This is a genomic window from Leptotrichia hongkongensis (assembly GCF_007990635.1).
In the GTDB taxonomy this organism is placed as follows: domain Bacteria; phylum Fusobacteriota; class Fusobacteriia; order Fusobacteriales; family Leptotrichiaceae; genus Leptotrichia; species Leptotrichia hongkongensis.
Genome location: NZ_AP019846.1, coordinates 733,868 through 756,178, shown reverse-complemented (window position 1 = coordinate 756,178; position 22,311 = coordinate 733,868). Strand labels below are relative to the sequence as shown.

The 22,311-nt window shown below is 28.9% G+C and carries 26 protein-coding genes; 2 read left to right on the top strand and 24 right to left on the bottom strand.

Annotated elements, in window-relative coordinates:
* Positions 1-69: 69 nt before the first annotated feature.
* The 12 genes from FVE75_RS03615 to FVE75_RS03565 form a co-directional block, all read right to left on the bottom strand.
* Entirely contained in the window at positions 70-618 is a 549-nt protein-coding gene (locus FVE75_RS03615) for a hypothetical protein (protein ID WP_147005255.1), read from the bottom strand.
* 153 nt (positions 619-771) lie between these two features.
* Entirely contained in the window at positions 772-924 is a 153-nt protein-coding gene (locus tag FVE75_RS10900) for a hypothetical protein (protein ID WP_006803660.1), read from the bottom strand.
* 27 nt (positions 925-951) lie between these two features.
* Entirely contained in the window at positions 952-1,575 is a 624-nt protein-coding gene (purN, locus tag FVE75_RS03610; protein ID WP_147005254.1) for a phosphoribosylglycinamide formyltransferase, read from the bottom strand.
* Positions 1,563-2,561, bottom strand: coding sequence for a phosphoribosylformylglycinamidine cyclo-ligase (gene purM / locus FVE75_RS03605; RefSeq protein WP_147005253.1), 999 nt, complete (start codon positions 2,559-2,561; stop codon positions 1,563-1,565). Before purM ends, purN begins: the two co-directional genes overlap by 13 nt.
* 127 nt (positions 2,562-2,688) lie before the next feature.
* Complete coding sequence (locus FVE75_RS03600) at positions 2,689-2,973, bottom strand: YciI family protein (protein WP_147005252.1); 285 nt, start codon at positions 2,971-2,973, stop codon at positions 2,689-2,691.
* A gap of 9 nt (positions 2,974-2,982) precedes the next feature.
* Complete coding sequence (purF, locus tag FVE75_RS03595; RefSeq protein ID WP_147005251.1) at positions 2,983-4,434, bottom strand: amidophosphoribosyltransferase; 1,452 nt, start codon at positions 4,432-4,434, stop codon at positions 2,983-2,985.
* Positions 4,435-4,686: 252 nt separating this feature from the next.
* Positions 4,687-5,403 (bottom strand): phosphoribosylaminoimidazolesuccinocarboxamide synthase, encoded by a 717-nt coding sequence (purC, locus tag FVE75_RS03590; protein ID WP_147005250.1) that lies wholly within the window; start codon positions 5,401-5,403, stop codon positions 4,687-4,689.
* Between the two features lie 25 nt (positions 5,404-5,428).
* Complete coding sequence (locus tag FVE75_RS03585; RefSeq protein WP_147005249.1) at positions 5,429-6,157, bottom strand: hypothetical protein; 729 nt, start codon at positions 6,155-6,157, stop codon at positions 5,429-5,431.
* A gap of 11 nt (positions 6,158-6,168) precedes the next feature.
* Complete coding sequence (gene purE / locus FVE75_RS03580; RefSeq protein ID WP_147005248.1) at positions 6,169-6,648, bottom strand: 5-(carboxyamino)imidazole ribonucleotide mutase; 480 nt, start codon at positions 6,646-6,648, stop codon at positions 6,169-6,171.
* Between the two features lie 23 nt (positions 6,649-6,671).
* A complete protein-coding gene (locus FVE75_RS03575) occupies positions 6,672-7,745 on the bottom strand; it encodes a DUF3829 domain-containing protein (RefSeq protein ID WP_147005247.1) in 1,074 nt (357 codons plus the stop codon).
* Positions 7,746-7,804: 59 nt separating this feature from the next.
* Positions 7,805-11,611: a phosphoribosylformylglycinamidine synthase gene (locus tag FVE75_RS03570; protein ID WP_147005246.1), complete on the bottom strand. Its 3,807-nt coding sequence runs from the start codon at positions 11,609-11,611 to the stop codon at positions 7,805-7,807.
* A gap of 977 nt (positions 11,612-12,588) precedes the next feature.
* Positions 12,589-13,284, bottom strand: a complete 696-nt coding sequence (locus FVE75_RS03565; RefSeq protein WP_232052611.1) for a DNA-3-methyladenine glycosylase — start codon at positions 13,282-13,284, stop codon at positions 12,589-12,591.
* Between the two features lie 158 nt (positions 13,285-13,442).
* Here FVE75_RS03565 and hpf point away from each other — a divergent pair, with 158 nt between their 5' ends.
* Complete coding sequence (gene hpf / locus FVE75_RS03560; protein WP_147005245.1) at positions 13,443-13,763, top strand: ribosome hibernation-promoting factor, HPF/YfiA family; 321 nt, start codon at positions 13,443-13,445, stop codon at positions 13,761-13,763.
* A gap of 102 nt (positions 13,764-13,865) precedes the next feature.
* On the opposite strand, the gene FVE75_RS03555 is transcribed toward hpf, so the two are convergent.
* The 12 genes from FVE75_RS03555 to FVE75_RS03500 all read right to left on the bottom strand — a co-directional run bounded on the left by FVE75_RS03555 (position 13,866) and on the right by FVE75_RS03500 (position 21,325).
* Complete coding sequence (locus tag FVE75_RS03555; RefSeq protein ID WP_147005244.1) at positions 13,866-14,240, bottom strand: HepT-like ribonuclease domain-containing protein; 375 nt, start codon at positions 14,238-14,240, stop codon at positions 13,866-13,868.
* On the bottom strand, positions 14,233-14,553 hold the full coding sequence (locus FVE75_RS03550; protein WP_021769041.1) for a nucleotidyltransferase family protein: 321 nt from the start codon (positions 14,551-14,553) through the stop codon (positions 14,233-14,235). The genes FVE75_RS03555 and FVE75_RS03550 overlap by 8 nt, the downstream gene beginning before the upstream one ends.
* A gap of 37 nt (positions 14,554-14,590) precedes the next feature.
* The gene (locus FVE75_RS03545) at positions 14,591-15,241 is read right to left on the bottom strand and encodes an NUDIX hydrolase (protein ID WP_147005243.1); all 651 of its coding nucleotides are present in this window, start codon (positions 15,239-15,241) and stop codon (positions 14,591-14,593) included.
* A 24-nt stretch (positions 15,242-15,265) separates the two neighbouring features.
* On the bottom strand, positions 15,266-15,667 hold the full coding sequence (locus FVE75_RS03540) for a hypothetical protein (RefSeq protein ID WP_147005242.1): 402 nt from the start codon (positions 15,665-15,667) through the stop codon (positions 15,266-15,268).
* Positions 15,655-16,158, bottom strand: coding sequence for a hypothetical protein (locus FVE75_RS03535; RefSeq protein ID WP_232052610.1), 504 nt, complete (start codon positions 16,156-16,158; stop codon positions 15,655-15,657). The genes FVE75_RS03540 and FVE75_RS03535 overlap by 13 nt, the downstream gene beginning before the upstream one ends.
* Before the next feature lie 55 nt (positions 16,159-16,213).
* Positions 16,214-17,395 carry a phosphopentomutase gene (locus tag FVE75_RS03530; RefSeq protein ID WP_147005241.1) on the bottom strand — a complete coding sequence of 394 codons (1,182 nt, stop codon included), beginning with the start codon at positions 17,393-17,395 and terminating at the stop codon, positions 16,214-16,216.
* Between the two features lie 86 nt (positions 17,396-17,481).
* Entirely contained in the window at positions 17,482-17,952 is a 471-nt protein-coding gene (locus tag FVE75_RS03525; protein ID WP_147005240.1) for a hypothetical protein, read from the bottom strand.
* A gap of 487 nt (positions 17,953-18,439) precedes the next feature.
* Complete coding sequence (locus FVE75_RS03520) at positions 18,440-18,700, bottom strand: hypothetical protein (protein ID WP_147005239.1); 261 nt, start codon at positions 18,698-18,700, stop codon at positions 18,440-18,442.
* Between the two features lie 16 nt (positions 18,701-18,716).
* Positions 18,717-19,151, bottom strand: coding sequence for a hypothetical protein (locus FVE75_RS11215; protein ID WP_232052609.1), 435 nt, complete (start codon positions 19,149-19,151; stop codon positions 18,717-18,719).
* Between the two features lie 168 nt (positions 19,152-19,319).
* Entirely contained in the window at positions 19,320-19,589 is a 270-nt protein-coding gene (locus tag FVE75_RS11210) for a hypothetical protein (RefSeq protein WP_232052608.1), read from the bottom strand.
* A 95-nt stretch (positions 19,590-19,684) separates the two neighbouring features.
* A complete protein-coding gene (locus FVE75_RS03510) occupies positions 19,685-20,371 on the bottom strand; it encodes a hypothetical protein (protein ID WP_147005238.1) in 687 nt (228 codons plus the stop codon).
* Positions 20,372-20,974: 603 nt separating this feature from the next.
* Complete coding sequence (locus FVE75_RS03500; protein ID WP_060918369.1) at positions 20,975-21,325, bottom strand: winged helix-turn-helix transcriptional regulator; 351 nt, start codon at positions 21,323-21,325, stop codon at positions 20,975-20,977.
* Between the two features lie 132 nt (positions 21,326-21,457).
* On the opposite strand from FVE75_RS03500, the gene FVE75_RS03495 reads away from it, so the two are divergent.
* Entirely contained in the window at positions 21,458-22,258 is an 801-nt protein-coding gene (locus tag FVE75_RS03495) for an amidohydrolase family protein (RefSeq protein ID WP_147005237.1), read from the top strand.
* Positions 22,259-22,311 lie beyond the last annotated feature (53 nt).

Here is a 22,311-nt window from a genome sequence, read left to right as displayed (position 1 = left end):
AAAAATAGAGAGAAATTTGAAAATATTATTCAAAAAACTCTCTATTTTTTATTACACTTATTAAAAAATTTACCTTTTTACATTATCATATTTTTGCATAAAAAGTGTTGCGACATATTCATTTTTATTGTATTTTACGCCTCCAATTTCCACTTCTCCTGCCATATCTTTCAAATCAGAATATTGATTGTATTCCCAGCCATTTTTACTTGTCTGTTCCAAAATTTTAGCATTCTTTTGATATGATAATTCAATTACTTCAACATTACCTCTATATCTATATTTTTTTAACAGTTGTAAAATCTGAACCATAGTATTTTCTTCATTTTGTTCTATCAAAAAAGTTAATTTATTTGGAAGAGATTTATTCATTCTCCAAATTTCTTCTATCAACTTTTCTGCAAATTTTTTCTCATCACTTTTATATCTAAAAGTAACCATATCTCCTAATGATAGAGCTTTTGTTAACACCCCGCTTTGCTCTACAGTTCTTGCAATAGGATTTTTGAAATTATCATCCATTATAGTTATAACCACTTTCGGCATATAAACTTTTTTTTCTTTTGAAAAAGATAAAATTCCTAGTATTAAGAATAACGATAATATTATTTTTTTCATTTCTCCTCCTTTAGTTAATTATTTTTCTTTTTTATCTTTCAATTTTTTCTGAATAAACTTCACCATCAAGAATCCAGTTAGTCCTCCTGCAATCATAGCAACAATTACTAATATTTCTTCCATATTATAGTTTACCTCCAAATCTTTCTAAAATCAATCATCTAATTTTTCTTCTTCTAATTTATCTTTACTTTCAATTTTTCCTAATTTTCTAAAAAAAGCTACTATTAATCCTATTCCAGCTACTCCTCCAATAATTATCATGATATATGTTAATATAACTAAAATAGTATAATCTGTATCCATATTTAAATCATTCCTTTACTTTTAAAATTATTGTCCTAATAACTTTTTAATCCCCTCTATTAGCAGAATATGCTCTTTTTCCAGCACTCTCTTTTGCAAAATTTCAGGTGTATCATTCTCATAAACAGGCACTTTCACATTTGTTATAATTTCTCCTGTGTCTATTCCATTGTCTACAAAATGGATGGTGCAGCCGCTTTCTTTTTCCTTGTTTGCGATTACAGCTTCGTGGACTCTTATTCCGTACATTCCTTTTCCACCGTATTTTGGGAGAAGTGACGGATGAATATTTATAATTTTACGATTCCATTTGTTTATGAAATTTTCTGATAAGATTGAAAGATAGCCTGCAAGTACGATGTAATCTGTTCTTTCTGTATCGTTTTCCAAAATAGCGTTTATTTCATCTGATAAATTTTTTCCAAATAACTTTTTATCAAGCATTATGCTTTTTATTCCATGTTTTTCAGCTCTTTCCAGTCCAAAGCATTCCCTGTCGGCAATTACGTAGGAAATTTCACAGTTTAAGTTGCCGTTTTCAATATTGTCGATTATTGACTGTAAATTGGAGCCTGAACCTGATATAAATACTGCTATCCTCGTTTTTTTATTTTCTGTATCATTTTTTGAATTTTCAATTATTTTAGACATATTTTTTCATCACCTTTTCCAATATGTCCAATTTCATAAGCATTTTCACCATTTTTTTCTAAAATTTCAATCACTTTTTCTTTATCTTTTGCGTCCACAATCAATACAAATCCTATACCCATATTAAATGTTCCCCACATTTCCTCTTCATTTACTCTTGAAAATGCATCGTGTTTAAATAATTCGTGAATTTGAATTTTTGATTTTTGTATATTTGCACAAAGTCCATCAGGTATTGTTCTTGGAACATTTTCGATTAGTCCTCCACCAGTAATGTGAGCCATTCCGTTGATTTTTACTTCCTTCATTACAGCCTGAACTGGTTTTACATAAATCTTTGTTGGAGTCAATAAATGCTCTCCAATTGTTTTTCCATTATAGACTTCAGTAAAATCAGTAAATAATTTTCTGATTAATGAAAAACCGTTACTGTGTGCTCCACTTGATGGAATTGCAATTAAAACATCGTTTTCCTTAACATCTGAACCATTCACAATTTGGTCCTCTTCTACCGCCCCTACTGCAAATCCTGCAATATCATATTCTCCTGGAGTATAGAATCCCGGCATTTCAGCCGTTTCTCCACCAATTAAGGCAGCTTCTGACTGCAAACATCCTTCCACAACTCCGCTTACAATTTCAGCCGACACATTTGAATCTAATTTCCCGCAAGCTAAGTAATCTAGGAAAAATAACGTTTTCGCTCCATGACATAAAATATCATTTATACACATTGCTACGCAGTCTATTCCTACTGTGTTGTAAATCCCTGTTTCAAATGCAACTTTTAATTTTGTCCCAACTCCATCAGTTCCAGAAACCAGCACAGGCTTTTTATAATCTCCAAGTTTGTATAAAGCTCCGAAACTTCCCAAATCATTCATAACATTGGTATTATATGTGCTTTTGGCACCATTTTTTATTTTTTCTACACTTTTATACCCTTCTTCTTTATCTACTCCCGAATCTTTATAAGAAATTGACATTTTTTCCTCCTATTATATCTTTTATTCTACAAATATTTTAAAATTTTTGTTATATAGTAAAACTAGTTTAAAACAAAACTCAAAAATTATGACTATTTTACTCAAACCCTAAATTATATAATTTCTATCAGTTCAATTTTAAATGGGTTCGAGTATATTTCGTAGGAAAAAATTCCGTAATTTCATATTCTGCAATTTCATTTATATTAAATGGATCTTCTAAAATTATCTTTTCTACTTCTGATAAACTTTCTGCATTTAATAAAATTACACCGCCCGTTCTAGGATTTTTTCTTCCTGAACAAATGAATTTTCCTATTTCATAATATTTTTCCAAAAATTTTATGTGTTCTTCTAAATATTTTTCAACTTCACTTACTTCCTTTATATAATTCAAATTTACAATATACATTTTTTCACCTTATTTCTTTAATTCCTCTAAAGCCTTTTTTTGAATTGGTGTCAACGAAGCATAAAATTCTTCTTCATAATCACCCAAGCCAGCTGGATAATCTCCATTAAAACATTCCATGCAAAGCCCTGTATAAGGTGCGTCAAAATCAAGCCCTATTGACTCAATCAGCCCATCTATGCTAAGAAATGCAAGCGAATCTGCTCCTATATATTCTCTTACTTCCTCAACAGTTTTATTTGCCGAAATTAATTCAGATGATTTTGAAACATCTATTCCATAAAAAATAGGAAATTTAAATTCTGGAGATGCAATACGGACATGCACTTCCTTTGCTCCCGCTTCTTTTAACAGCTGAACTATACGGCTTGAAGTTGTCCCACGGACTATTGAGTCATCTATCATAACTACAACTTTATCTTTTACAACGCTTTTTACAGCGGACAATTTCATTCTGACACCTTGTTCACGTAACTCCTGAGTTGGCTGAATAAAAGTACGTGCTACATATTGATTTTTAATTAATCCCATTTCATAAGGCTTTCCAATTTCTTCTGCATATCCGCTTGCTGCCGACAATGACGAATTTGGAACTCCAATTATAATATCTGCATGTTCGACTGGAGCTTCCTGAGCCAATCTTCTTCCACATCTTTTACGTGACTTATGAACATTTACTCCAGAAATATCCGAATCAGGACGAGCAAAATACACATATTCCATTGCCGCAATGGCAGTTGAAGTGTTTTCAGTATATTTTTCTATTCTATATCCACTTTCATCAATGATAGCAACTTCTCCAGATCTTATATTTCTAATAAATTCTGCTCCCACAATTTCCAATGCACATGTTTCACTTGCCAAAATATAAGCTCCATTTTTTGTTTGTCCTAGAATTAAAGGACGAAATTCAAATGGATCTATTGCCCCATACAATTCTGTCTGAGTTTGAATTACGAAAGAAAAGCCACCTTTTACTTGACGCAATGCATCTTTTAACTGGCTCAGAAAATCTTTTTCCTTGCTTCTTCTTATCAAGTGAACCAATACTTCTGTATCAGATGAAGAATGAAAAATTGCACCGTGTTCTTCTAGCTCTCTTTTTAACGTCCTTGCATTAATCAAATTTCCATTGTGTGCCAAAGCAATGCTTCCATCAAAAAATTGAAATAAAAATGGCTGAATATTACGTTCACTACTACTCCCAGAAGTTGCATATCGCACATGCCCTATGGCACTATTCCCTTCCAGACGATTAAATATTCTGTCATCATTAAATACTTCTGACACTAATCCAGGCCCACGATGTCCATTTACACGTTTTCCGTCACTTACTACAATTCCTGCCGCTTCCTGCCCTCTATGCTGAAGACTATGAAGCCCGTAATAAGTAAGTCTTGCCGCATCAGGATGTCCATAAACTCCAAAAACTCCACATTCCTCATTCAAACTTTTAAACATTTGTAATTTTCCTCCATTTTTATTATAAACTATTCTAAATTTATAATTTTATTGATATTTTTACTATAAAAAAATTATCTCCCATTTATCTGATAACAAGCATTCGAAACTTTCTTGCTAATATATATAGTAATACTGCTTTAAAACTAAACTCAAAAGGCTATGACTATTTTACTCAAACCCTAAATCTATATAATTTTTAGTAGTTTAATTTTAAATAGGTTTGAGCATACTTTAAAATTCCTAAAAAATTTATTTCAGCACTTCTTCCAAACGACGTAAAACTTCACGATATGCTCCCATTACATCTCCTAAATCCTGTCTAAATCTATCCTTATCCAATTTTTTAAGCGTGTCCTTATCCCATAATCTCATTGAATCTGGACTTATTTCATCAGCTAGCAAAATATTCTCATCCTTATCTCTTCCAAACTCAATTTTATAATCCACTAAAATCAAGTTCATTTTATCAAATAATTTTGAAAGCAAGTCATTTATCAAAAAAGTTTGCTCCTTAATCTCAGCCAATTCATCTTCAGTTACCAATTCCAAAGCCAAAGCATGATCATCATTTAATAGCGGATCTCCTAAATCATCATTTTTATACGACAGTTCAAATGTAGGTCTTTTAAAAATTTTCCCTTCTTCCGCTCCATATCTTTTCACAAAACTTCCAGTCGCCCTATTTCTAATAATCACTTCCAAAGGCACAATTTCAACTTTTTTACATAATTGTTCCCTTTCGTTCAAAGTTTCAATCCAGTGAGTTTTCACACCATTTTTTATCAAATATTCATAAATTAAAGTAGAAATTTTATTATTCAAAATCCCCTTATCTTCCAATTGATCCTTTTTCACTCCATTAAAAGCTGTTGCATCATCCTTAAAATACATAATTATTTCATCCGCTTTATCTGTTGAAAAAATTGATTTTGCTTTTCCTTCATAAATTTGTTCTCTTTTTTCCATTTTTTATTTCCTCCATTTATATTTTTTATTTTATCAAAAAACCTTGAACTATTTCAATAACTGCCAAAGCTATCCCAATAGCTGCAAAAATTTTATTCCAATTCTCACTTCTTTTATCTTCTTTCTCTTTTTCTTTTTCCCGTTTTCTTTCTAACTGATAATATGTTACATCTCTAATAAGGGAAATTATTTTCTCCAGTTCAGTAAACTGCTCATCAATATTATATTCTTCCATAACTTCATGCAGTTCTGTTGAAGCGCTTCTTACTTCACGGATAGGATATCTGTAATACATTTTTGCATAAAACAATGTAATTTCCTGTATTATTTTTTCTATTTTCTTTAATCCTTCTTCAGAATAATCTCCATACAGCTTTTCAAAATCTAATGAAGCTATTTTTATTTGAAAATATTTTACAATTTCACTATAATAATATACTATAGCCTCTCCGACTATTTTTAAATTTTCTTTACGAATTTTATCATCTTCACTATTTTTTTCAATTTCTTCAGGAAATTTTTTATTAACTTTTATAGCAGTATATTTCTCTTCACTTATTTTAAAGAAGTAGTAATAGTAATTTTTATCTTTTTCTATATTACTGTAACTTATGTTATCTCTCAAATTTCCTTTCAAAGTATCTTTTCCGCAAACCTTGTTCTCTTCGTTTATATATTTCTTTTTAAATTCATTTAACTCTTCCTGAGTCAAAAATATTTCTTTTTTATAAAGTTCATAAATTTTATTATTCATAAGTATCTTTTTTAAAATTCTACCTTTTCTTCATTTTCCTTAATAAACTTAGCCTTCATCTCTTTTCTGAAATTAATCAGTTTTTCCTTAATTTCAGGATATTTTACCGACAAAATCTGAACAGCCAGCATTCCTGCATTATACGAATTATCAATTCCAACTGTTGCCACAGGAATAGACTTTGGCATCTGTACAATTGAATAAAGTGCATCAAGCCCTCCAATCGCTCCATTTAAAGGTACGCCTACAACAGGAAGAATTGTCTTTGAAGCAATAACTCCTGGTAAATGTGCCGCAAGCCCAGCTCCAGCGATAATCACTTCAGCCCCTCTCTTTTCAACATCCGCAAGAACTTCCTCCAATTTTTCAGGAACCCTGTGAGCCGACAGGACATAAGCCTCGTACCCAATCCCAAATTCCTTCAGGCAATTTGCCGCACCTCTCATTTTTTCAGTATCCGACTGACTTCCAAAAAATATTGCTACTTTCATTATAATTCCTCCTTCTAAGTTTATTATTTTACTATTAGATTTTGCCGTATATTTATATACATTTCAAGCGTATTTACAACATTGTCAACTGCAAGTGCATTCAAATTATCATAATTTTTATTATCTATTTTATCCAATATTTTTTTAGATAATTCCACACCCTTATCCCCTTGCTCAAGTATTTTTATATACATATCTTTTTTTAAATGCATTGAATGTATTTTAGAATCCGTTGTTAATTCTTTTGTTTTTTTCAATTGTTTTTCTACTTCCGTTAAAATTAACTCTAATTCTGCCCTATATCTCTTCTGATTCTTTATATCAACATTAAATTTCTCATTTTTTCCAATAGAAATCTCATTCCAGTCATATAATCTGTCATCAAAAATTCCCATTAATAAATTTAATTTTCTTAAATTCATGTATAAATTATCATCAGATATGGAATTTGATATTATTGTTTTTTCTTCTTCGTAGTCTTCTTCTTTCACTTTCTTATTAAATGTTCTAAATATTTGTTTTCTTTTATATAAAATTTTTAAATATTCATCATTCAAAACTTTGCCTTTTGAATAATCATCTTTTTTATATTCTCCAGTTTCATAATAACTTCTAATTTCTTTTATTTTTGTCCTTTCTTCTCTTAGAACATTTATCCAATCCTGTACATACTTATCAAGTTCTGCTAATTTAGGCTCTTTTTTTTCTACTTTTTCAAGATTATCAATCTCTTTATAAAAAGTTTCTAATCCAACATCCATTACTTTTTCATATACAAGAAAATCCTCAATATTCTTAGGTGTTCCTTTTATAAAATTACCTTTTTCATCTAGGAAGCTTGACCTGTAAACATTATAATAGGCATCTTTATCTGGTGAATAAGCATAACCTGATAAAATCAGGCTATACTCACCTTTCTTGTTTCTTATATCTAGTTCCTTTAAGTATTCTTTATCATAATAGTTTGTCTTCTTATTTTCAGTTTTTTCTGGAAAATGTAATATTTTTTCTATTGTTATTCCATCTTCCTGATTTGAATGACAGCTTATAATGAACAGAAAAGTTATAATTACTAAGAATAATGGTTTTTTATTCATAATTTTATAAAAATTCCTCTCGATTAAAAATTTATTATTTATAAGAAAAAAGATATTAATTATTTAAAAAATTTTATTCCATTTCTAAAGATATTCTGCTCCTTATTCCCATAAATATTTTTATAAACATTCTTTCCTTTTCTTTCAGAATGTCCCATTTTCCCAAAGATTCTACCATTATGAGCAAGCATTCCTTCGATTGCATAATATGAACCATTTGGATTAAATTGAGAATCCATTGTTGAATTTCCATCTAAACCTACATATTTTGTTGCAATTTGATTGTTTTTGAATAATTTTTTGTATTCTTCCTCCGTAATAATTATTCTTCCTTCACCGTGAGAAATTGGGATAGAATGAATATCTCCCTCTTCCATATCAGAAAGCCACGGAGAGTTATTTGTAATAATTTTTGTCTGCACGATTTTTGACATATGTTTATCAATTGCATTAAAGGTCAAAGTTGGCGAAGTTTCTTTCAATTCACGAATTTCCCCGTAAGGAAGCAATCCTGATTTTATAAGTGCTTGGAAACCGTTACAAATTCCTAAGATTAACCCATCTCTTTTTAGTAAATTTTCCACAGCTTCTTTGACTTTTTTATTTTTTAGAACAGCAACCATGAATTTAGCAGAACCATCTGGCTCATCTCCTGCACTAAATCCGCCTGGCAACATTAAAATCTGCGAATTATTAATTTCCTTAACAAAATTGTCAATTGAATCTAAAATATTTCTGTGAGATAAGTTGTTAAACACTCCTATTTTAGAAATTCCTCCTTCACGGTTAAATGCTCTTTCTAAATCATATTCTGAATTTGTTCCTGGAAATACTGGTATAAACACTCTAGGTTTTGCATAAGTGTTTGAGATATTACTAATTATATTTTCATGCTCAATCTTAGCAAGTTTTTCATATTTTAAGCCTTCACAATGTGCAATTTCATGCTCTTTTGCCACTTCTTTTTTCGTTGGGAAGATTTTTTCAAGTTTGCTTTCCCAATTTCCGATTAACTCATCTAATTCAAAAGTTATTCCATTTATACTAATTTTGGCTTCGTCAGTAACTTTTCCGAGCAACATCGCATTTTTATGCTCAATATTTTCAGCAGTTTCCACAATAAATGCTCCGTAATTTACTTTAAACCAGTCATTTTCATCAATTTGTGCCAAAACATCCACACCCAGTTTATTTCCAAATGCTATTTTTGCAATACTTTCTGCAATTCCACCATTTTTCACAGCCATAGCAGATACAATTTTTTTATTTCTTATATTTTCAGTTATAAAATCAAAGTTTGCCTTTAATTCATCAAGTTTTGGCAAGTCATTTTCATCATTTGGCGTTGTAATCAAGTACACATTGTTTCCAGCCTTTTTAAATTCGCTAGAAATTACATTTTCGGCATCTGTAACGCTTACTGCGAATGATACCAATGTTGGCGGTACAGAAATTTCGTTAAATGTTCCGCTCATTGAGTCCTTTCCACCAATTGACGGCAATCCAAAGGCTTTTTGAATGTGCAATGCTCCTAATAATGCTGATAATGGTTTACCCCATTTTTTAGAATCCTGTCCCAGTCTTTCAAAATATTCCTGAAATGTAAATCTGATGTTTTTATAGTTTCCTCCGCCAGCAACAACTTTTGCCATTGACTCAATCACAGCGTAAGCACCCCCATGGAATGTACTTTGTTTTGCAACATAAGGATTATATCCATACCCAACCATTGAGGCAACATCAGTTTCCGCATTAATTACTGACACTTTCTGTACCGAAACTTCCGCAGGTGTCAACTGATATTTCCCACCAAACGGCATTAATACAGTAGTTGCCCCGATTGTTGCGTCAAAAGTTTCAACTAATCCTCTTTGTGAAGCTACATTCAAATCTTTCAAGTTATTTACAAATTTGTTTCTAAAGTCATTTCCTTCAATTTTTCTGTTCAAGTTTAATTTTGGCGTATTTTCAATTGTAATATTGATATTTGAAGCAGCTCCATTCGTATTTAGGAAATCTCTTGAAATATCAACAATCGCCTTTCCATTATACTTCATAACAAGCCTGTTAGAATCATTAATTTCAGCTACTTGATACGCTTCCAGATTTTCTTCGTTTGCAAATTCTATAAATTTATCCAAGTTTTGTTTTTCAATAACAACAGCCATTCTTTCCTGCGACTCTGAAATAGCAAGTTCCGTACCATTTAGCCCAATATATTTCACTCTTACTTTATTCAAGTCAATTTCAAGCCCGTCAGCAAGCTCTCCAATCGCAACTGAGACTCCTCCAGCTCCAAAATCATTACATTTCTTAATTAATTTTGTAACATTTCTGTTTCTGAAAAGTCTTTGAATTTTTCTTTCAACAATTGCATTTCCTTTTTGCACTTCAGCGCTTGATTTTTCTGAAGATTCCGTCGTATGCTCCTTAGATGATCCAGTCGCTCCTCCAATTCCATCTCTTCCAGTTCTTCCACCAAGTAAAATTACAATATCCCCATTTTCAGGCTTTTCACGAATAATATTTTCAGCAGGTGCCGCTCCCACAACTAGCCCCAGTTCCATCCTTTTAGCCTTATATCCTTCATCGTAAATTTCATTCACATGAGTTGTCGCAAGTCCAATCTGATTTCCGTAAGAAGAAAATCCGTGTGCAGCTACTTGCGTAATAACCTTTTGCGGCAATTTCCCAGCCATTGTATCCTCAATTTTTTCAGTCGGATCAGCAGAACCGCTAATTCTCACAGCCTGATAAACATAAGTTCTTCCAGATAATGGATCACGGATTGCTCCACCAATACAAGTAGAAGCTCCTCCAAACGGCTCAATTTCTGTTGGATGGTTATGAGTTTCATTTTTAAACTGCAAAATCCATTTTTCAGTAACTGTATTCTTTTTCCCATTTTCATCAATTCTTTCAACTGGTACATCAATATAAATCGAACACGCATTTATCTCATCCGAAACTTCCAAATCTGGCAAGTTCCCATTTTTTCTCTGCTCTTTTCCAAAAATTGTAGCAAGATCCATAAGAGTCATAGGTTTTTTAGAAATTCTGTCAGCATGAACGTACTCCCTGCTTTCCAAATACTCATTAATAGCCTTTTCAATAATATTTTTATAAGTTTCATTTTCAATTTTTATATCATCAATAATTGTTTCAAAAGTCGTGTGTCTGCAATGATCGCTCCAGTAAGTATCAAGAACACGAATCTCAGTTTCCGTAGGATTTCTTTTTTCCTCATTTTTAAAATATTCCTGAATAAACAACAAGTCGTTCACAGTCATCGCCAGTTCCAATTCATTTTTAAGACTTTCAATTTCCTCTTTTGTTTTTTCAGTAAACCCTTCATAAACAATAACATCATCCGTATTTTCAGTTTCAACATTTTCACTTAGAACATTTAAATCTTTTTCCCTCGCCTCAACCTCATTTATATAATATTTTTTTATTCTTGCAAGTTCATCAGGAGAAATTTTTCCGTATAAAATTATTAATTTCCCGCTTTTTACGTTAATATTATTATCTTCATCAATCAATAAATTTATACATTGAATTGCAGAATCTGCTCTCTGATCATATTGACCCGGCAAAAACTCCACTGAAAAATACACATTTTCTGAATCTTTTTCCTTAAACACTTCGTCAAATGACCTAAAAACATTGTCAACATTTATTTCCGAAAATACAGTTTTTTCCAATTTTTCCAAATCATTTTCACCCAAGTTAAATACATCATAAATATTCAAGACTCTTACATTAACAAGTCCATCTATCCCGATGTTCTCCTTCAAGTCACTAAACAAATTCTGTGCTTCCACTCTAAAATCTTCTTTTTTTTCCACAAAGATTCTATAATTCATTTTTTCTCTCCTTCTTTCTGCTATATTTTTTTATTTATATTAACTAATTTAATACTATTTCCCATTTAAATAGCAAATATTTAATAAATTTTGAATTAAATATATTTAAGCAAGGGATTTAAACTTCTTGTTCTTAACATAGTTTTTATTTTCTAACAGGATTTAGTATTAGATTATTTTGTTTAATAACAGTCTTTTCTATTTTTATTATGTTTTTTCTTTATTTTTCGCAGGATTGCTCATTGCCGCAAATCCTTATCTTGCAGTAAAGGTTTATTCTAATAATTAAAATTATGGCAAGATTGCTACGCAATACCTATGGCTAGACTCCTACTTTTATTTGCCCAACTCCGAAACTCCTCCTTATCAGTCATCAAACAGTCGTAGTTGAATAAATAAAATCTCCGTTAGTTTATCAATTCTTTAAAAATACTAGGTTTTTATCCTTTACGAAAAATTTTTAATATTTAAACGAGGTTTAGTTTTAATCATCACAGTTATTATAATAAATAAAAATTATTATCTAAGCGAAGCGAATTTCAATTTTGTTTTCAAAAAATACTTAGACAAGCTGGGATTAGTGTGTAGCACTTTCGTCTATATCTAAAAATATTATAATTTGAAGAAATTAAAATAACTAGTATTGTGAAATAAAAGGGGATAATAACTGTTTCCTTTTACATTAAAAAATAAAAAAATCTAAGTAAACAAACTTCACCTAGATTTCTGACACAAATTTATATATTTAATTTTTTTACATTTTATACATAACAAAGCAGACAATTTTACAATTTGTCCTGTAAAAAATATCTTGATTGCTCTTCTGACAAAAAAATTTTTTTTCATCTTTCCTCCACAACAAATTTAACTTTACAAACAATAATAAATACTTCACTTAAAATTTTGATATTTTTCGTAAAATCTTCCACTTAATAAAAGTATAACAAAATTTTACTATTTTTTCAATACCTAAAAAATTATTTCCAGCACTCATCTTTAAACTCAGATTTTTTCATTCTTGAAACATATTTATTCCCTGCCACAAAATATCGTAATTCCTTTTCTGTCCAGATTCCTTTATTTGGAATACCTATTCTTGCCGAAATACTAATATTTTTAGCTATTTTACTGTTCTCAAAATCAATATAAAGTATATTTTCTTCCATATTTTCAATATCATAAATTGATTTTTTTGATACTTTATGAAATTCTTTTGTAATTTCACAAATCTTACTTTTGTTGAACACATCTCCGATTCCCATCGCCTTTGTCAATTTCCCAGGCCCATTGCTAATTAAAATTCCCTCTTTTCCTCTATTTTCAATCATTCTTTCAATATTTATCACAGGCTCAATTCCCCTAATTAATACTGCCTGAGGATTTCCTTCTTCACAGCTGACAATATTGAGCATTTTGTGTGTGTGCATAGTATAAATATAAACTGTTCCCGCTTTCCCAAACAAGGCCTCAACCTTTGGAGTCAATTTTCCCTCAAATCCGTGACAAGCCCTATCCACTACTCCCAAATAAGCTTCCGTTTCTACAATGTATCCCCCCAGTAATTCATTATTCTTTTTTACGAGTACTAATTTTCCAAGTAAATTTTTTGCAAGCGAAACTGTATACTGTTCAAAAAATTGTTTCATATTGTGTATACTACTATTTTTTTCCATTTTTTCACCTTATATTTTTTAACTTTTAGATTAATAAAATTTTATAACATTCTTTTTAAGATTTCAACAAATAATTTTAATTATTTTATTTTATCTATTGACATTTAGTTTTTTCAAGGTACAATATTATTGACATAGATGAAAGGATGTGATGATTTATGAAAATCATTATTAGCGGAAAACAACTTAAAATTACAGATGCAATTAAAACTTATACTGAAGAAAAAATAAGCAGAATTTCTAAGTATTCGGAAGCTATCACAGAAGTCGATGTTGTTCTGACAGTCGAAGACACAAAATCTGAAGGGCCAATTCATAAAGCTGACGGATTAGTTTATGCAAGCGGTACAAAAATAAAAATAGAAGCTGAAAACAAAGATTTGTATGCAGCAATTGATGACTTAGCTGACAGACTAGAAAGACAAGTCAGAAAATATAAAGAAAAACAAAAAGATTATAATAAAAAAGGTTCTCATTAATTATAATTTTTACAAAATATTTTAAAAGTAAAAAAGTGTGATATATAAAAAAAGACTATTTTAGAACTTATTACGTTTTAGAATTAGTCTTTTTTATGTTTTTTATTTAGTATTGATTACATTGTTTCTTACTTGTTTTATATATTCTAACAACTCTTCCAATTCATATAAAGAAACTTCATAAACCATTTCAATACTTGTTCCCCAATACTCATGAATCAATCTATTTCTCATTCCCTTTATATTTTCCCAATAGCTAATTTCATTATAACTTTGTAACAAAATATTTTTATCTAACTTTTGTATTTGAGTTATCGCTTCTCCTATTTTTTCAAGTTGCCGTTCAACATAACCAATCAATTTTTTATCAGCAGCAAATTCAACATATTCTATCCCATTTACTTCTTCTATTACTTCATTTATACATTCTTCTATATCATAAGCAAATTGAATAATATTTCTATTTTTCTTATACATATATTACACTTTCTAGAATCTCTTCTCTTATTTTTTCTTTATATTCTCTAACATTTTTTGTTTTAAATTTATAATCAAATACACTTTTTTCTATCAAATCTACTTTTTTATGAAATATTTCTTCCAATTCTTTTTGTAAATTACAAAAATTTTGATACATTCCTTTTTTAAATTCCATTTTTACCAATACATCTATATCGCTATTTTCATTTTCTACATTTTTAGCATAACTTCCAAATAAGCCTAATTCAGATATACTGTATTTATTCTTGTCTATTTTTGACAACTTTTCTAAAATATATTTTTTATCCATTTTCCCCTCCTACAATTTAATATCTATTGTTTACAACTTAATCAAAAATCACTTTCCAATTATCTCTATTTTCATTAGCTTTAAAACACATCTGTATATGCTTAGCAGTAGTTTTATTAGTTGCAAGCTCTGGCAATTCATCAATCCCAAAATATCGGCTGTCAATCGTTTCTATATTTTTCTCAAATTTTCCGCTAACATATTTACATAACACAAAAATTTTTGTTATGCCATAAGGCATTGCTTTTCCTTGATTTTTTGTTACATCCAATAAAGCTACAATCATTTCTGCACTTGCTTCAATTCCAGCTTCCTCCTTAACTTCCTTTAATACGTTTTCCTTAACTGAAAGATGTACATCTGCCCATCCGCCTGGCAATGCCCATTTCCCATTACTCTCCTGAATTAGTAAAATCTTATTATTTTCAAAAATTGCAGCTCTAGTATCAATTTTAGGTGTCTGATATCCAACTTCATTACAAAACAGATTTTTTACTTTTTCTACCGAAATATCAGTCTTGTGAGCTACCATCTCTGCTGAAATCTCTCTAATTCTCTTAAATCGCTCGATATCAAACTTATCCTTTCCATACGCAAGTCCCGCCTGAGCCAGACTTTGCAATTCAATCGCCCAATTTAGCCATCTTTCCTCTTCCACTTTTTTCTCCGATTTTTTTCCATATTTCATCAATCATCACCCTCTATCAAAACTCTACTCCTCAACATCGACTTTTATTACTTCTCTCATAAACATCAAATACACGAATAGAATTAAAAAGATAACACTAATAATTGTTCTCAAAATAGATGGTTTTTGTAAAATAAAATTATTTATTATTAATTGAAGTATTACAATCATTATCGGCAAACTAACATCTATCCTTACAGAAACCTTTGCATCTTTCCCCACTACCTTAATTTTCTTCACAACCTTTTTAAGTCCAGTCCTAAATATTGTAACTTCATGTTCTCCTTTTGGAACCTGAACTTCCAAATATTTTTTTCTAAATTCTATTGGATTTCCACCATCTATTTTTACTCTGTAACCAGTTGTTCCATTTTTATCAGCATTTTTTTCTTTTATATTTAGGTTGTTTATTATTAATTTTGGCATTTATTTACCCTTTCTTTTAAATTTATCGCATAATCAACTGCAAGCCATGTTTGAACTTCATTTTCTACATTTACATTTTCTAGAAAAGAAACTCCAAAACTAAAAATTTGATTCCTTGTTTTTTCAAAAATTACAATTTCAATTCCATTTTCCAAATACTCAATATCAAAATCATTATTATTCCCATCATATTCTGCCATAGACAATCCAGAAGTTGTCCCTATCGTCAATTTCCCATTATTAATTTCAAAAGAAATTGCTTCCAATCTCTCTCCATTCTCAACGTAACTTTCACATCCAAAATCTGTTTCTAAAATACATTTTAAAAAATGTTTGTTTATTTTATCTACTTTTTCCTTTTTAAATTCATACTTCAATGAATATGTTTCGGTTTTCAAAAAAGATTTAGAATTTTGAATTTTAGAAAAATTAAACTCAACTTCTTTTTTATCCATAAACATTCGTATATTTCCAAAAGGTGTTTTCAGCATAACTCTCTCTCTTCATCTAATTTTCAACCTCAATTAACCCATATTTATCTATTTTTTAGTCTTCCAAAATTTCTTTTGCAAAACTTCCCTCTTTCTCTGTCCCCAGCAAAATTTCCTCAACAGTTGCCGCAATATCAGCAAAAGTTTTTCTAGTTCCAATATTTACATTCTTCTTAACATTTTTACCATAAATCATTATAGGTATATATTCTCTCGTATGATCTGTTCCTTTGTATGTAGGATCGTTTCCATGATCGGCTGTGATAATCAGAATTTCATCATCTTTCAAGTTCTTTTCAATTTCAGGAAGCCAGTTATCAAATTCGATTAGAGCCTTTACATATCCTTCAACATTTCTTCTATGTCCGTAAACAGCATCAAAATCAACTAAGTTAGTGAAAATCAATCCTTTTGTATCTTCCTTCAATGCAGCTATCGTTTTCTTAATTCCATCTAGATTATCCTGATTAGCTTTTCTGTTATCGGTAATTCCTTTTCCATTGAACAGGTCGCTTGTCTTACCAATTCCAACTACATCAAGTCCAGCTTTTTCCAATCTTTCAAGCATGCTTTCTTTTGGAGGGTCAATAGAGAAGTCGTGTCTGTTCGCAGTTCTCTTAAATTCTCCTACTTTTTTACCAACATAAGGTCTTGCAATTACCCTTGCCACAGGTGATTTCTCATTACAAATTTCAAGTGCAATTTCACACGCTTTGTAAAGTTCTTCCAATGGTATAATTTCTTCATTTGCAGCAATCTGGAATACAGGATCTGCTGAACCGTAAACTATCCAATTTCCTGTTCTAATTTGCTCTTCCCCATATTGGTCAATTGCGACAGTTCCTGAAAGTGGCTTATTTAACATAACTTTTCTTCCAGTTTTTTCTTCAAATTCCTTTATAACTTCATCTGAAAATCCATCTTTATAATTTGGAAATGGACGTTCTAGCGGTACACCAGCAATTTCCCAGTGTCCAGTTGTAGAATCTTTTCCATGTGATACTTCAATCGCTCTTCCATAAGCCCCTTCAGCCTTTTCCACAGCTGGAGTCCCTTCAATCTCAGTAATATTTCCAAGCCCCAATTTCCCCATATTAGGCAAGCTCATTCCCCCATAAGCTTTAGCCATATTTCCTAAGGTATTTGACCCGCAGTCATCAAATAAATTTGCATCAGGCAATTCTCCTGCTCCAACACTGTCTAATACAATTAACGTAATTCTTTCTATTTTTTTCATTTTTTATCTTCCTTTCTTTTTTATTTACTGATATTATACCTTTTATGTTTTTTAAAGGCAAATAAATTCCCTGTTTTTTATTATTTTTAGTAATTAGAACCAAATACAAACATAGCCATGTATGATTTATATTCAATAATTTTAATAGAAAATGTAACATATGTGTAATTTTCATATAAATATAAACAGTTTTTACATTTATCTTCTTCTAATAAATAAAAATTCAATGGTTTTCCCAATCCATTTATATAATATTTGGTTTCAATAGTTTCAAAAAAATCTTTATAATATTTATATTCTCTATCATTTCGATTCTCTATTATAAAATCAACTGATTCAGAATAGTGGTTACATTTTTTGAATGAAATTTCCATATTTTGTATTTCTTTTATAATATTATTGTATATCAATTTTCTTTTTCTAGTTTCTTCTGGAATCAACGCAGAAAATTTATTTTTTATCGCTGTGCTAAAATCTATTTCATTATTTTCTCCTATATAAAAAGCATCAAATTTAAAATCTACTGTTATATCTTCAACTTCAACATCTTTAAACAATCCAATATATGCACCATTTAAAAAATTATAAATATTTTCTTCTTCATATAATTTTGAAGTTCTTTTTTAATTTTTTAGATTATCTTTTATAATTTGAAGTATAAAAACAACATGAGTATTCCTTGCGATTCGTTTTTTGATTTATTGTGTATTTAGGATGTTTTTCTATATTTTCTTGTATTAATATTTCTAATGGTATCCATGCAAAAACTTTTCCATTTTGATAAAATTAAAATTTGCCATAATCTTCCCATTCTACCATCTTCAAAATGTGACATTTTTGCTATTTCATAATTTAAAATACAAGATTTTATTAAAATATTCAATTTACTCTTTTTAACCAAGAAAATAATTCTTTTAAATATTTTGAAAAATTTTGAACTAAATTTTTGTTGTCTGAATTTACCAAAATTCTATAAATATCTAAAAATCCTTTACTGAAAATGGATTTAAAAATTCTATTTTCTCATAAATGTCATTTGTTTTTTTATTTTTCTATATTTTCAAATGACAGTTCACTTGAATTCCCTTTTACTATATTTGAAACTTTTTCTAAAGTTAAGTCTTTAATTTCATTCTTAAACATTAAATAAATTGTTTCTATCCTATTTTTATATTTTATAACAAAATTAGGATTCGTTTTTTCTAAAATTGTTATTTCTCCAACTATCTCTGTAATTTTAATCAAAAAATTCATTACATTATTTGTAATCTTAAATACTGGATTATAACCACATTCTTTTTCCATATCCTCAAATCATCCTTTATTTTTTATAATTTTTAGGCATAACATTATTTTGAAAATAATAAAAATTAAATTTTACGCTATTAAAATTTGTATTTTCATAATTAACTATCACTTTTTTATCTGTTTCAAAAAAATCATCCATAATATAAATTTCTTTTTTCTTTTCAGAAATTGATACACTGTAATTACTATATCTTTTCATAACATAATCTTTTTTAAAAAATCTTATTACAGTCATCACTAATAATAATATTATTGTAAACAATTTAATTATTAAATTTAAATATTCCCATGCAATTCCAACTGAAAAAATTATCATTAAACTAAATACTGCAAAACACATCATATAATACTTTTCAAAAATTGAATATTTTACATATAATTTTTCTCCATTCACTTTTTCACGAATTTCTTTTTTTGGATAACCTATTTTCTCCAATAAACATTCCAAAATTTCATCTTTATTTTTTATGTCACAAAAATATAACTTTTTTATGATTACTTTCTATTGAAACATCAATTATTAAATTACAGAAATACTTGTAAATATTCATTGAGCTGTCAAAATTTAAAAGAATGTCATACGAGCCTAATATATTTTTTCTCACTGTCAAAGTTTTTATATCATTATATGCAATCGTTTTCTCAAAAATAGACCTTTTATTTTCACTTCATAATCAGAAAAATCAAATTTCATCTTATTTTTAATAATCATTACCAAAAGAAATCTATATATAAAATAACTTATTCCAATAGCTAAAAAAAATATCCCGGCCTTTTCTTTCTCATTAAATAAAATATCAATTCCTACTAATAAATGTCCTAAAAACATCATCAGAGAAAACATATCCCACATATTAATTTCAAACTTTGAATATTTTATTTCCATATAATTTATCTCCATATTTTACTATTTCTTTCAATACTTTCTCCCTTTCTTTTTTATTTAATTATATCTTTTATCCGTTTTAAAAGCAATTGATTTTAAGATTTTTTATAATACTTCTCTGCAATATCTGTTATATCTATGCTTACATCCAGTCCTGTATTCAAATATATTTTATCATCCTTTTTCAAAAATGCTTCCCAAATTTTTCCGGTATTCAAATAAACCATAACAATTTCAAAATCATTTCTTAAAATTGTTGCTATTTCTCTATTTTTTAATTCCGATATTTCTTTAAAAAAATTTTCAATATTATCATCTAATTTATCTATATCAACAAAATATATATCGTAAAATAATTGTTTTTTATATTCTTCAAATGTATCAAAATATCCTTTAAAATTACTCAATCCTAACCACTGTAACAAAATATCTGAACAAGAAATTTTGTTTATTAAACTTATTTCTTCTTTAGACATCAACCTTAATAACTGATGTTCAGTAAATTTTAAAGGTAAATATTTGTAATTGTGTTGATAAATTTTTTCTCGATATGGAACCATCAAAAAATTATTCTCAAATTTTACTATACCTGTATCACATTTATTTTTTATATCCCCATAATTAAATTCAAATACAAACTTATATCGTGCTTTTTCATTATAAGAAATTAATTCATACCAATATCCATAATAAACAATTTCATTATTTTTCATAATTTGAAGATAATCCTCGTAACAACTATCATAATAATTTTCATCCCAAGTAATTATACTTATATCCATTTTATCTCATCCTGTTTACATTAATTTATCCTTGAATTATCATAATTTTTTATAATTCTTAAATATTTAAAAATTTAAATTTTATTTCTTCCTATACTTTCTCGCTTTCTTCTCTCCAAACGCCTCCAAAATCCCACCTTTCACAAGTTTATTCAAAAATCTTCTCGCCGTAGAATCCGAAACATTTAAAATCTTTTGAGCCTCACTATTTTCAGTCTTTGTAGCTCTTTATCAGTCATCTTATCAGTCATTTTTAAGTCATTTTTTCTTTTTTCACAATATTTCTAATTTCTTCTGTCATATACAACCGTAAATTTAACAACTATTCTTCTTTTTTATAATCATTCATTGATATTCTTGCTGGTATTTCGAGATTATATTTTTCTTCCATCAACAAAAATTTCAACGAAAAAATGTTCTCATTACACGCTTTTTACAATGAAAAATGTAAATATATTGCAAAAATTACAACGATATTTTATCATTTTTAAATTTATTAAAAGCCGTACAAACACCTTTATTTCATTAAATAGTAGCTTTAACAACTCTATTATGATAGAAAATATTTCTTACTTGAAAATTTTGTTTCCGCATAACTTATTTTCAAACCTTATCTGTATTATTATCAATCAATTCTAAATATTCATTTCCCCAATCGCATAAAGTTTTTAATACAGGCTCAATAGAACTGCCTATTTCAGTCAGAGAATATTCAACTTTTGGAGGAATTTCAGGATAAATAGTTCTTTTTATTATTTTTTTATCTTCAAGTTCTCTCAATTGCTCTGTCAAAGTTTTTGTAGTAATATTTCCCAGGTTTCTTTGCAATTCATTAAATCTGACCACTTTTTTAATGTACAAATTCCATAAAATCCTTAATTTCCATTTTCCACTGAGTATGTTTATTCCTAACTCCATTGGACAAGCGTTTGAAACTGCTTCTGTTTTTGACATATTTTTCCTTCCTTTAATAAAGTATCAAAAAAGATACTTTATATCAAAAATGTGCGTACTTGTATTGATTACAAGAGGTATGTTATACTTTATTATATCAAAAATAATAGAAAGATGAAAGGGTGAGAAGATATGATAATAGATAGTCACCAACATTTAATATTGCCAACAGAATTACAAATTGAACAAATGAATAAAGCGGGGGTAGACAAGGCAATACTTTTTACTACAACACCACATCCTGAAAAAGCTAAGACTTTAACTGAATTCAAAAATGCGATGTCAATTTTATTTAAAATTTTAGGAGGAGAAAATTCTCTTGAAAATAATAAAAAAAGATTTAAAAAGGATATTTCTGATTTAATGAAAGTAATAAATAATTATCCTGATAAATTTTATGGCTTTGGAACAGTTCCACTTGGATTATCTCTTGAAGAAACTCAAATCTGGATAAAACAATATATTATTGACAATGGATTAAAAGGCGTTGGCGAATTTACACCTGGAAATGATGAACAAGTAAGCCAATTGGAAACAATTTTTAAAGCACTAAAACAATATGAAAACTTTCCCATATGGGTTCACACTTTTAATCCAGTCACTCTAAACGGTATAAAAATTCTCGAAAATCTCACAAAAAAATATTCCAAAACACCAGTAATTTTTGGACATATGGGAGGTTATAACTGGATGGAAGTAACAGATTTTGTAAAAAATACACCAAATGCTTACATTGATTTATCCGCTGCTTTTTCTACACTCGCATTAAAAATGATAATAACAGAAGTTCCTGACAAATGTCTATTTAGTTCTGACGCTCCTTACGGTGATTCATTTTTAAATAAACAGGCAATAGAATATTTAAGTCTATCTAAAAAAATATCAGATAAAATACTTGGAGAGAATGTCATAAAATTATTGGGATTAAAATAAATTTTAACAGGGGTATTCTTACCATACTCCTATTTATCTTCAAAATTTTTCTA